The 12,358-nt window shown below is 70.0% G+C and carries 9 protein-coding genes; 6 read left to right on the forward strand and 3 right to left on the reverse strand.

Features of this window, described 5'->3' with window-relative positions:
* Positions 1–67: 67 nt before the first annotated feature.
* Positions 68–1,897 carry a translational GTPase TypA gene (gene typA, locus V5F53_RS16095; RefSeq protein ID WP_393994855.1) on the reverse strand — a complete coding sequence of 610 codons (1,830 nt, stop codon included), beginning with the start codon at positions 1,895–1,897 and terminating at the stop codon, positions 68–70.
* Positions 1,898–2,079: 182 nt separating this feature from the next.
* On the opposite strand from typA, the gene V5F53_RS16100 reads away from it, so the two are divergent.
* Together V5F53_RS16100 and V5F53_RS16105 are read left to right on the forward strand one after the other, a co-directional pair.
* Positions 2,080–2,508, forward strand: coding sequence for an ion channel (locus V5F53_RS16100; protein WP_393994854.1), 429 nt, complete (start codon positions 2,080–2,082; stop codon positions 2,506–2,508).
* Positions 2,509–2,822: 314 nt separating this feature from the next.
* Entirely contained in the window at positions 2,823–4,118 is a 1,296-nt protein-coding gene (locus V5F53_RS16105) for a PP2C family protein-serine/threonine phosphatase (RefSeq protein ID WP_393994853.1), read from the forward strand.
* Positions 4,119–4,130: 12 nt separating this feature from the next.
* Here V5F53_RS16105 and V5F53_RS16110 read toward each other — a convergent pair whose 3' ends face one another.
* Positions 4,131–5,603, reverse strand: coding sequence for a peroxidase family protein (locus V5F53_RS16110; RefSeq protein ID WP_393994852.1), 1,473 nt, complete (start codon positions 5,601–5,603; stop codon positions 4,131–4,133).
* A 431-nt stretch (positions 5,604–6,034) separates the two neighbouring features.
* Here V5F53_RS16110 and V5F53_RS16115 point away from each other — a divergent pair, with 431 nt between their 5' ends.
* The 3 genes from V5F53_RS16115 to V5F53_RS16125 all read left to right on the forward strand — a co-directional run bounded on the left by V5F53_RS16115 (position 6,035) and on the right by V5F53_RS16125 (position 10,363).
* Positions 6,035–7,168, forward strand: coding sequence for a helix-turn-helix transcriptional regulator (locus V5F53_RS16115; RefSeq protein ID WP_393994851.1), 1,134 nt, complete (start codon positions 6,035–6,037; stop codon positions 7,166–7,168).
* Between the two features lie 224 nt (positions 7,169–7,392).
* A complete protein-coding gene (locus V5F53_RS16120) occupies positions 7,393–9,114 on the forward strand; it encodes a di-heme-cytochrome C peroxidase (protein ID WP_393994850.1) in 1,722 nt (573 codons plus the stop codon).
* Positions 9,098–10,363 carry a cytochrome P450 gene (locus tag V5F53_RS16125; protein ID WP_393994849.1) on the forward strand — a complete coding sequence of 422 codons (1,266 nt, stop codon included), beginning with the start codon at positions 9,098–9,100 and terminating at the stop codon, positions 10,361–10,363. Before V5F53_RS16120 ends, V5F53_RS16125 begins: the two co-directional genes overlap by 17 nt.
* Before the next feature lie 190 nt (positions 10,364–10,553).
* Here V5F53_RS16125 and V5F53_RS16130 read toward each other — a convergent pair whose 3' ends face one another.
* On the reverse strand, positions 10,554–11,543 hold the full coding sequence (locus V5F53_RS16130; protein ID WP_393994848.1) for an RICIN domain-containing protein: 990 nt from the start codon (positions 11,541–11,543) through the stop codon (positions 10,554–10,556).
* A gap of 43 nt (positions 11,544–11,586) precedes the next feature.
* Between V5F53_RS16130 and V5F53_RS16135 the strand changes: the two genes are divergently transcribed.
* Positions 11,587–12,333, forward strand: coding sequence for a TetR/AcrR family transcriptional regulator (locus tag V5F53_RS16135; RefSeq protein ID WP_393994847.1), 747 nt, complete (start codon positions 11,587–11,589; stop codon positions 12,331–12,333).
* Positions 12,334–12,358: the final 25 nt, after the last annotated feature.

Genomic DNA, 12,358 nt, shown 5'->3' on the forward strand with positions numbered 1-12,358 from the left:
ATGAAAAAAGGGCCCGGCCGCACGGCCGAGCCCCTTCTCGATGCGATCGGTGGACGCGAAACCGCGCTCAGGCCATCTCGCTCACGCTCTTGCGCTCGTTGCGCTTGCGCTCGTTGGGGTCGAGGTAGCGCTTGCGCAGACGGATGGACTTGGGGGTCACTTCCACCAGCTCGTCGTCCTGGATCCAGGCCAAGGCGCGCTCCAGGGTCATGCGGATCGGCGGGGTCAGGCGCACCGCCTCGTCCTTGGAGGTGGTGCGGATGTTGGTGAGCTTCTTGCCCTTGAGCACGTTCACTTCCAGGTCGTTGTCCCGGTTGTGGATGCCCACCAGCATGCCCTGATACACCTTCCAGCCGGGCTCGATGATCATCGGGCCACGATCTTCCAGGTTCCACAAGGCATAGGCCACGGCCTCGCCCTGCTCGTTGGCGATCAGCACGCCGTTCACCCGGCCGGCGATCTCGCCCTTATAGGGGGCGTAATCGTGGAACAGCCGGTTCATGATGGCGGTGCCGCGCGTGTCCGTGAGCAATTCGGACTGGTAGCCGATGAGGCCGCGGGTGGGGGCGTAGAACACCAGGCGCTGGCGATTGCCGCCGGAGGGGCGCATCTCCACCATCTCGGCCTTGCGCTCGCTCATCTTCTGCACGACGGTACCGGAATATTCCTCATCCACGTCGATGAGGACTTCCTCGATGGGCTCCAGCACGGTGCCGGTGGCCTCGTCCTTCTGGAACACCACGCGCGGACGCGAGACGGCCAGCTCGAAGCCCTCGCGGCGCATGGTCTCGATCAGCACCGCCAGCTGGAGTTCGCCGCGGCCGGACACATAGAAGGAATCCTTTTCCGTGGATTCCTCGATCTTGAGGGCCACGTTGCCTTCCGCCTCGCGGAACAGGCGGTCGCGGATGACGCGGCTCGTCACCTTGTCGCCCTCGGTGCCCGCGAGCGGGCTGTCATTCACGATGAAGGTCATGGTGACGGTGGGCGGGTCGATGGGCTGGGCCGCCATCGCCTCGGTCACCTCGGGGGCGCAGAACGTGTCGGCCACCGTGCCCTTGGAGAGGCCGGCGATGGCGACGATGTCACCCGCCACGCCCTCCTCGATGGGCTGGCGCTCCAGGCCGCGGAAGGCGAGGATCTTGGACACGCGGCCCTGCTCCACCAGGGAGCCGTCCTGCGCCAGCACCTTGATGGCCTGGTTCGGCTTGAGCGTGCCGGAGGTGATGCGCCCGGTGATCATGCGGCCGAGGAAGGGGTTGGCTTCCAAGAGCGTGCCGATCATGCGGAACGGACCTTCGTTGACGGTCGGCGCCGGCACATGCTTCAGTACAAGGTCGAACAGGGGCGCCATGCCCTGGTCGGATGGGCCTTCCGGGCTGTCGGCCATCCAGCCGCTGCGGCCGGAGCCGTAGAGGATGGGGAAATCGAGCTGCTCGTCGGTGGCGTCGAGCGCCGCGAACAGGTCGAACACCTCGTTGATGACCTCGGTCGGACGGGCGTCGGAGCGGTCCACCTTGTTGATGGCGACGATGGGTTTCAGGCCGATCTTGAGCGCCTTGCCCACCACGAACTTGGTCTGGGGCATGGGGCCCTCGGCGGCGTCCACCAGCACGATGGCGCCGTCCACCATGTTCAGGATGCGCTCCACCTCGCCGCCGAAGTCGGCGTGGCCGGGGGTGTCGACGATGTTGATGCGGGTGTCCTTCCAGACCACCGAGGTGGCCTTGGCGAGGATGGTGATGCCGCGTTCCTTTTCCAGGTCGTTGGAATCCATCACGCGCTCGGCCACGCGCTGGTTCTCGCGGTAGGAGCCCGACTGCTTGAGCAATTCGTCCACCAGGGTGGTCTTGCCGTGGTCGACGTGGGCGATGATGGCGATATTGCGCAGCTTCATGAGCGTCCAGCACCAAAACGCGAGACCGAGTTCCTCGGGCCCGCCTGAGAAGAGGGAGTTTTGCGGCGCAAAATACACACAAAGGGCCGAAGATCAATGCTGCGCTGGCCTGCGCTGCCACACCATGGCATGTGGGCGGCCGGCGGACCGTAGCTTGCAGGGCATTTCAGGCGGGAGGTTTCATGCAGTTCGACGAGATCCTGTTCGGCCTCCTCGTCAGCGCCATCACCATCGCCATGCAGGCGGTGCTCACGTTGTTCTTGATGCGCGCCCTGCAGCGGCGGGCCCGCCGCCGGGTGAAGGAACATTCGGTCCCGGTGCTGCTGGCGGTCATGTGCGGCACCGGGGCGGTGCTCACCCTCGGCCATTTCCTGCAGGGCATGGTCTGGGCCCTGCTCTACATCCTGGTGGGGGCGGCGCCAGCGCCTATCGCCTTCTACCTGGCCCTGGAGAACTTCACGACGCTCGGCTACGGCGACGTGCTGCCCGCCCACGAATGGCGCCTGCTCGGCCCCATCACCGCCGCCAACGGCGTGCTGATGTTCGGCTGGTCCACGGCGCTGCTCTACGCGGTGCTGAACCGCGCCATTCAGACCCTGCAGCTGGATTGAGGGTAAGGCGGGCCACTGCAGGTAAACTGAAACCAATCGCCTCCGCTTCAACTTTAGCTATAGTGGATCGCACCCGAGAAACGGATTCGCCCGGAGCGATGCAGCCGGGCCGTCCGGTCCCGACGCAATCGAGAGCGCTTTGCCGATCGGACCGGATAGGGTTCGATGGGAACGGGCTCCAGGCCGGCAGCGATCCCACCATGACGCCACCCTCGCCCCCCGGAGACGAAAACACCCCCCGCCCGGACGGTGATCCAAGCCGGGCTCCCGGCCGGCGCATCGGCGCCCGCGACGGCGAAAGACTGGCCCGCATCATGGCGAACCTCCCCTTTTTCAAAGACATTTCGCCGGACGCCGTGGCCGCGCTGCTGGCCTCCGGTACCCGCATCGAGGCTGCGCCGGGGGAGCTGCTGATCCGCCGGGGCGACCCCAGCACCTTCGCGCTGCTGATGGTGGAAGGCATCGCCGACGTCCTCATCGACACCCCCTACGAGCAGGTGGAGCTGGCCGCCTGCGAAAGCCCAACCATCATCGGTGAAATCGGTGCCTTCACCGGGGTCGAGCGGACCGCCCACGTGAAGGCGCGCACCGCGGTGACGGCAGTCAAGCTCTCGTCCGACGTGCTGGCGCGGGCGGCCCAGGCCCATCCCAGCCTGCTGGCGGCGGTGATGCACCAGTTTGGCCAGCGGTTCGCCACCTTCAACCGGGCGTTCGGCTTCTACGCCAACGCCCTCAATGCCCTGGAACGGCGCGCCTTCGACCTGCGGCTGCTGGACGACCTGCGCAACCCGCTGCCGGAGCTGGTGAACTTCAGCGCCTCGTTCCGCCGCCTGGCGGAAGAGCTGATGGTGCGCGAGGCCGAACGCCGCGAGCTCGCCAATGCCGCCGCCATTCAGCGCGCCATGCTGCCGCCGCCCCTCGACGGCGCGGTGCTGGGCGGACGCGCCGACATCTATGCCGAGATGCGGCCCGCCCGCGAGGTGGGCGGGGACTTCTTCGATTATTTCACGTTGGCCGACGGCCGCCTGGTGGTGACCATCGGCGACGTCGCCGGCAAGGGCATCCCGGCGGCGCTGTTCATGAGCGCCACGCAAACCGTGCTGCGCACCGTGCTGCGCCACGAACGCGACCTCTCGGACGCCATGGCCGACGCCAATGCCCTGCTGTGCGCCAACAACAGCGAGAGCCTGTTCGTCACCGTCTTCTGCGGCGTGCTCGACCTCGACACCGGCGTGCTCGATTATTGCAGCTGCGGCCATGGCGACGCGCTGGTGCTGCGCGCCACGCGCGAAATCGAGCAGCCACCGGTCAGCGGCATTGCCCTCGCCATGATGGAGGACCAACCGTTCTCCGCCCGCCGGATCCAGCTTCAGCGCGGCGACCGGCTGATGCTGTTCACCGACGGGCTCACCGATGCCGCCAATCCCGAGGACCAGCGCTTCGGCGACGGGCGGCTCAAGGAGGCGTTGCGGCGGGCGGGCCACCTGCGGGTGGCGCCCTTCGTCACCAGCGTGCTCGACGGCATCGAGGCGTTCGCCGGCGAGGCGGCGCAGTTCGACGACATGACCGCCCTGGCCGTGAGCTTCCACGGCGCGCCGGACCAGCCGTAGCGACCCGCCTCATCAGCCGGGGAACAGATCCTGGTCGCAGGCGGTGAGCACCAGATCGCTCAGGGTGAAGCGATCGAAATCCAGCGGCGTGTCCGGGGCCAGGATCGAGCTGTCGGACTGGCGCACCAGCGCCCAGATGGACTCGACGACGATCCGGCTGCCCAGCAGGCCCAGGTGCACGCCGCCCGGCCCGGCGGCGGCGCCGGCCTCGGCCAGGATGTAGAACCACAGCGGCGTGGCTGCGGCGAACGGGGCCGCCGCCTCGCGCTGGTGCGCCGGCAGCGCGTCCAGCAGCCCGGCGCCCGCGAGCGGGGCGATGCCCAGCGCGCGCGCCACCGCCTGGCCGGTGGGCAGGCCGAGGCGATACCCCTCCAGGAGGTGATGGGAGGCGATGGCGGCCACCGTCTGCGGCGCCCCGGCCAGCTGGGTGTCGAAGGCCCGCGCCCGCTGCGGGGCCCGCGCCTCCAGCGGCAGGAAGCCTTCCCAGCCGATGATCCAGTGCTCCGGCAGGCTGGACGGGCCACGGCCCGCCGTGCCCAGGGCGAAGCGGGTCGCCAGCGCCCCGCGCTCGATATTGTGGAAGTTGACGTTGTAGTCGTAGCTGGCGCGCATCATCGTCGGCGCCAGGGCGAAGGCGGCGGCGCTGAACTCCACGGGCATGGCCGAGTCCGCCGGCCGTTCCGCCGGGAGCAGGCGCGGGCCGTTCTCCACCACGTCGTCGAACACCGACGGGTCGCAGATCTGCGCCAGGAGATCGAACAGCACCATCCACTGGTAGCGCTGGCGCAGGGCGCGGCGGGCGCCGTCGAAGGTGCGGCCGGCGCCGATGAGGGCGTTGTGGGCCTTCAGGAAGGCGACATGGAGCTGCGACAGGATCAGCGTGTCGTCGTTGCGCGGGTCGCCGCAGCGGGCGGCCCGGTCGCGCCGGGGCTCGGTGCTGCGGGTCACCCGCGGCAGATCGTTGCGGTCACCCTTGCGGGGTGGACGCACCAGCCCCGCCCCGCCGCCGGCGCTCACGGTGCCCAGCAGCATCCGCCGCACCACCGCCGGGTCGCGGGGGGCATCGTAGATGCTGTCGAGATCAAGCCGGCCGCTGCGACGATTCGACAGCCCGTCGAGCGCCGCCAGCGGGGCGAAATCGGGCGCTCCGCGCTGCGGCGTCCAGGTGCGCTCCATCACCAGGTCGTTGAGCACGAAGGCGAGCAGATAGGTGTAAGCCGCCGGCAGCGCGCCATCGCCGGGGGTGCGCAGGCGCGGCTCGGGCGGCGGGCCGGGCGGCTCCGCCATGGCGGCGGCCAGGCGAACCAGGCCGGCGATGGTGCGCGCGCCCTCGGGCAGGCGGTCGGCGGCGCCGGACAGGGCCGGGAACAGGCGCGTGAATCCGGCGGCGCTGGGGCGGGCCCCGGCATCCAGCGCCAGGGCGCGCACCCGCTCGCCGATCGCGTCCTGCGGCGGCGGCCAGGCCTCGTCACGCCCAATGCTCATCTGCATGCCTCTCCTCCGGATGCGTCCGGCTCCTCGTCCCCAGGCCCCCTCGCCACGCCGCCGCTTCGCCCATCACCGCAGCACGGCGCCTCGAACGCTTCATCCTCAATATGGGGGATGAGGTGGCCATGCCCGCTCCGGCAGGCTGGCATCAGCGCGCCGGGACCGTCCGGCGACCACGGCCGGGCGCGGGCCTTTCATCGCGGCGCGAGCAATGGCACGATGCAACCGCACGCCGGCGTCGCCGGAACGGCCGGTCGCGCGTCATCGCTTCCGCCCGACGGGGAGCGCCAGGAGACCGGGACGCAGGACACCGGGACACAGGACACCAGAACGCAGGCCACCGGAACGCATCACCCGCACCACTCAGGCCCCGGCCTGCAGCGGGATACGGGGCGACGGGGATCGGAACAGCTGGGATTGGGGCGGACATGGACGACCTTGAGCAGTATTCGCGGCTCATTCAGAACGTGTACGAGCTGTCGGGGGACCCCGACCAGTGGGGCCTGCTTCTGGAGCACATCACCCGTTTCATCAACGGGCGGGTGACCCAGCTTGCCGTCTACAGCCTCCAGCCGGACCGCCGGCCCACCTGGCGCGTGTACGGCCACGACCACCAGGACTATCGCACCTTCATCATCCGCCACGCCACCGAAGACCCACGCCTGTCCTACATCCTCTCCAATCCGGGCCGCGTCATCTGCGCCGAGGACGGGGTGGACCTCGACCAGTTCCGCTCCACCCCCTGGTTCCGCGAGGTGGTGGAACCCATGGACCTCGAGCACTCCCTGGTCTCCTACTTCGCCCAGGAGGCGGACGTGATGGCCACCATCGCCGCCATGCGCGGGCGCGAGCCCGGCCCGTTCGGCGCGCTGGAGAAGCAGCGCCTCGGCCTGGTGGTGCCGCACCTGCGGCGCGCGTTCGAATATTATGCCCTGCTCGACGAGGCGAAAGCCAAGGTGGCCGACATCGGCGCCGCCCTCGACATCGTCGACGCCGGCATCTTCCTCACCGATGCCGACCTCAACGTCGCCCATGTGAACCGGGCCGGCGAGGCCATGCTGAAGGGCGGCGACATCGCCGTGCGTGGCGGCCGCCTCGCCTTCAAGGACACCCGGGCCGGCCGGCAGATGAGCGCCGCCGTCGCCCAGGCGCTGGCGGCGGCGCGTGGCGAGACCACGCTCAGCCACGCCGACCATATCGAGCTGCCGCGCCACGACGACGGCGCCCCCTACCGGGTGTCACTGCATCCGCTGCCGGCGGGCGAGGGCGCGGCGCGCCTCACCCAGCGCTCGGAGATCGCGGTGGTGGTGCGCCCGCCCGGCCGTGGCGGCGCCGATGTCGCCCGCCGCCTGCAGACCACCTTCCATCTCACCCCGGCCGAATCGGCGCTGGCCGCCGCCCTGGCGGTGGGCGCCTCGCTGGCCGATTACGCCCAGCAGCGCAACGTCGCGCTCTCCACCGTACGCAGCCAGCTCAAGGCTCTCTACGAGAAGACCGACACCCGCCGCCAGGGCGAGCTGGTGGCCCGCCTGCGCGGCAGCGTCGACCTGACCCTGGCCTGACCCTGTCGGGAACCCCGGCCGTGGAGCCCGGCCGCCCCGGCGCGCCGGGGCCAATGGACGCGGCCGCCTCGTTTCAACCGGGACGGGTTCTGCGCTAGGTTGCGCGCCCGTCCACTCTCGAATCTCCATCCACACGGCAGAGGATGCGGCGCCGCTCGCGCTCTCCCTCCAGCCACGGCGCCCTCGGGCGCCTCAGCACGAGCGACAGCACAAAAGGGGGCGACATGGTGGGGCGAACGACATGGATCGCGCTTGGGGGCTTCACCGCGGTGGTGGCCCTGGCGGCGCTGACCGGCGCGGTGGTGCGCAGGGAGCCGGCCGAAAGCGGCGCCGCGACGAAGGTGGTGAGCCTCGACCAGGGGTGGTCACAGGACCGGCGGGAGGCCTTCTATTACACCCCGCAGGGTAGCCAGCTCCTGCCCTACGCCTTCCTGACGGCGCTGGAGCGGCCGGACGGCGATGGCCTGTTTCTGGACCCGGCGCATATCGCCGAAACCGGATTCCTGCCTGCCGACGGCCCCTCTCCGCTCAATCCCGACGCCCTGCCCATCGGCTTCGCCAAGGACCCGCGCCCCGGCGGCGCCTTCGGCCCCATGGTCGGCCTCACCTGCGCCGCCTGCCACACCAACGACATCCGGGCGGGCGACACACGCATCCGCATCGACGGCGGCGCCTCCCTCGGCGACTTCCAGTTGCTCGTCGCCCGCCTGTCCCGGGCGCTTGACGCCACCCTGGCCGATCCCTCGAAGTTCCAGCGCTTCGCCACCCGGCTGAAGGCCGACCCGAAGGCGGTGCGCCCGGCGCTCGAGGCGACCGCCACCGAGATCCGCCGCATCCAGGCGGCAGGCTGGACGCCGCAACCCTACGGCCGCGGCCGGCTCGATGCCTTCGGCCACATCCTGAACGCGGTGGCCGCCGAGGCCCTGGGCCAGCCCGCCAACTTCCGCGTGCCGGATGCGCCGGTGAGCTATCCCTTCCTGTGGACCACGCCGGACCAGCGCTACGTGCAGTGGAACGGGGTGGCCGGCAATCCCATCGGCCGCAACCTGGGAGAGGTGCTCGGGGTGTTCGGCCATCCCTCCATCGGCACCGGCGTGCCCAGCTCGTTCGCCTCCGGTGCGCTGGTGGAGAATCTGAAGGCGCTGGAAAACTGGGCCGGCGAGCTGAAGCCGCCGCCGTGGCCGCGCGAGCTGGGCAAGGTCAGCCCCTCGCGCGCCAAGCGCGGCGCCAAGCTGTTCGCCCAGCATTGCGCCAGCTGCCACGGCGGCCCCGACTATCCCCTCACCCCCGCCGCCGACACCGTCGGCGGGCGGCAGTGGCTGGCGGTGAAGATGGTGGACCTCGCCACCGTCGGCACCGACCCCAAGATGCTGGCCAACTTCGCCACCCGCACCGCCGAGACGGGAGCCCTGGCGCCGCTGTTCGACGGCGCCAAGGTGGTGCCGGCCGGCCGGGTGCTGATCACCGTGGTCGGCAACATCGTCGAGAACGACCTGCGCAACCTCGGCGTCTCCGGCGAAGACAAGCTCGCCTATTACGGCTGGCGCTTCGCCCCCGGCAGCGCCAAGCCGCAAAGCGGCTGGACCACGCCGCCCGCCTACAAGGCCGGCCCGCTGGCCGGGGTGTGGGCCACCGGCCCATTCCTGCACAACGGCTCGGTGCCCACCGTCTATGACCTGCTGTCGCCGCCCGAAGAGCGCCCCACTCGCTTCTATGTCGGTGGGCAGCGCTACGACGCGCAGAAGCTCGGCTATGTCTCGCAGGCCGACAAGATCCCCGAGAAGGAGCGCGCCGGCCTGTTCCTGTTCGACACCACCCTGCCCGGCAACTCCAATGCCGGCCACGTCTTTCCCGATCCCGCGGTGGCCCGGCTCTCGCCTTCCGACCGCACGGCCATCATCGAGTATCTGAAGGTGCTGGAGGGTCCCCATGCCGGCGGCAAGTAAGACGCATCGCTCCGCGACGCCCCACCTCGACGCGCTGGCGGCGCTGGCGCCAAAGGACCGCTGGCCGCGCGCCCGCGCCCTCATCACCGAGAACCCGCACGCCTTCTTCGCCGAGCTGCGCGAGCATGCCCCCATCTACGAGACGCCGGAGGTGACATTGCTCGCCAAGCGCGCCGACGTGATCGAGGCGCTCTCGGTGCCCAAGGTGTTCACGGTGGACCTGTACCGCCCCAAGATGGGCGACTTCATGCTGGCGCAGGACGAGACGCCGGTGAACTACCGCGACAAGGCGGTGATGCGCGCCATCCTCACGCTCGACGACCTGCCCAAGGTCCGCGCCCTGGTGGCGACCTTCGCCGACGCCGCGCTCGATGCCGCCGCCGGCGGCGAGATCGAGGTGGTCTCGCAACTGGCGCGCCTGGTGCCGCTCCGGCTGGTGCAGAGCTATTTCGGCATCGAGGGGCCGGACGCGGAGCTGCTCGACTGGTCCTATGCCAACCAGATGGACCAGTTCAACAACCTGCCCTACGACGGGCGTTCCGACGCCGAGGCGATCCACCAGGCGGCGGAGGAGTCGCGGGTGAAGCTGAGGGCGCTGTTCGCCCAGCTCATCCCGGCGCGCATCGCCGCGATCAAGGCCGGCACGGCCCCCGACGACATGCTCACCCGCATCCTCAGGCTCAACCTGCCGGAGAGCGCCCATTTCGGCATGGACCGGGTGGTCATCAACGTGGGCGGGCTGCTGATTGGCGCCATCGAGACCACGGCGGAGGCGGTGGTGAACGCGCTGGCCGAGCTGTTCGCCCGTCCCGAGGCCCTGCGCGGCGCCCGCGCCGCCGCCGTGGCCGGCGACGATGCCGCCTTCGACGGCTTCGTCTGGGAGGCGCTGCGCTTCTCGCCCATCGTGGCGTTCATGTTCCGGGCGGCGGCCAGCACCTACACCCTGGCCCAGGGCACCCCCCGCGAGAAGGTGATCGGCGCCGGCACGGTGCTGCTGCCGCTCAGCCTGTCGGCCATGTTCGACCCCGACTTCGTCGAGGCGCCGGACCAGTTCCGCCCCAACCGGCCCTTCCACACCTACCTCCACTTCGGCTACGGGCACCATGAGTGCCTCGGCCGCTACGTGGGCTCGGTGATGATCCCGGAAATCGTCAAGCGGGTGCTGAAGCGTCCGCTCGCCCATCCGCTGGGGCCAGTGGACATGGCAGGCACGCCCTTTCCCCAGAGCTGGCGGCTCGCCTTGGCATGACCGGCGGCGCCGCCGCCGCCATCCACGCGCGACATTCCCGCCCGCGCCCGGCGGACAAGCGGGTGCGTCGCGCGCGGCCGAGGAGATGAAGACCGCCCCCGGAGCCACGGCATGGACGCCCGCTCGGGGGCGGAAGCGGGGTCTTCCGCCGCTGACGTCCCGGCTCCACACGGGCCGGAACATCCTCGGATCAGAACCGCCAGCGCTGGTCGGTGGTGGAGCCGTTGGGGTTGCGCCCCGAGGTCTCGCAAGTCCACAACAGCAGCTTGCTGCCGTCAGCGGTGCCCGGTGCGCCGGACACGTCGATGCATTTGTTGGACAGTTGGTTGACGATGAAGCCATTGCGCAGCGCCCAGCGCTGGTCGGTATTGGCGGTGCCCTCGCAATCCCAGACCTGGATCGGGCGACCATCGTCCACGCCCGGCGCGCCGGACACGTCGATGCACTTGCCGGTGGTGGCGTTGCGGATCTGTCCGTTCTGGGTCAGTTCCCAGCGGTTCGCCGCGTTCATCCGCGCATCCTTGCAGTTCCAGATGACGAGATCGGTGCCGTTCGAGGTAGCGGGTCCGCCGACGGTGACGATGCACTTGCCGGACAGTTCGTGCACGATGGGCTTGCCGGGAGGGGCCGCCTGGGCCTGAGCCTGGGCGCTGAAGAGACAGCCGTCGAGCCGGGCCGACCAGCTCTCCTCGGCATTCCGGACCTTGGCCGGGTCCTGGCCGCCGCACCAGTTGAAATGGCCATCCCAATTGAGGCCGGCCGGCGTGAAGACGCTGCACTTGGCCTTCTGGCCGCGCACGGTCATGGCGACCATGGCATTGGCGTACGTCACGCAAACGCCCGCGTCCGCCGCGCGCGCCACATTCATTGTGGGAAGCAGCAGGAGCGATCCCGCCGCGATGGCAATGGTCCTGAACATGGGAGGCCGCCCGATCATCCGTTCTGAAACAGGATCGCGGAACTTGAAGGCGCGGGCAGCCGACATCCCGCCACGCGGACGTCCGGCACCTTGCACCGGCGGTTTCGTCCGCGTGTCATCGCCGCCGCCCAAGCTATAGCGTGTGCGTTGCGGCCGGAACAGCACTCTCGCGCCGCCGGACCGGTCGCGGGGCGGTGGGGCGCGGCGTGCCGCAGTGCCGAACGAACGCTCGCTTGACTTTTTCACCTCGCGGCCTGTCATACGAAACCGCCACGACGAGAAAAGCGCGCGGGGAGACAAGACGTTGAACGAAGAGCGGCGCCCGTCCGCCGGCAGCGATTACGCGCTGGAGGCCCTGTGCGGGCGCATCTACGAACGCCATCGCGACACCATCAAGGTGCAGAAGCCCCGGGTCGCCGTGGCCAATCTCGTCCGCATCGTCGAGGCGGTGCTCACCTTGTCCAACCGGCAGGGCTTCCACGCCACCACCCTGCGCGACCTCGCGCGCGCCTCGGGCATCAGCATGGGGGGCCTGTATTCCTATTTCGACGGCAAGGACACGCTTCTGCTCATGATCCTGGAGCAGGTGGCGGACGCCGTCACCGAGGCGCTCGGCGCGGTGCCCGACGACATCCGCGCCGACCCGCCCCGTCATCTCTCCTGGCTCATCGCCACCCATGTGGCGCTGTCGGAGGCCATGCAGCCCTGGTTCGTGTTCGCCTACATGGAGGCGAAGGCGTTTCCGCCCGCCGCGCGCAAGGCGGCAGTGGAAAGCGAACTCGCCACCGAGCGCATGTTCGCACAGGTGCTGGAGCAGGGCGCGCGCGCCGGCTGCCTCGCGGTGGACGATGTCGCCTTTACCGCCACCCTCATCAAGCCACTGCTGCAGGACTGGTATGTGAAGCGCGGCAAATACAAGAAGCGCGGCGTGAACGCGGCGACCTACGCCGCGCGGGTGAGCGCGTTCGTGCTCGCGGCCCTGGCACCGGCGACGCCCGCGGCCACGCCCGCCCCGGCGGCCAAGCCCGCAAGGGCCCCGCGCAAGCGCTGACGGGCCCACAGCCCGGAAGGCCCGA

This window comes from Xanthobacter cornucopiae (assembly GCF_043195065.2).
Classification (GTDB): Bacteria; Pseudomonadota; Alphaproteobacteria; order Rhizobiales; family Xanthobacteraceae; genus Xanthobacter.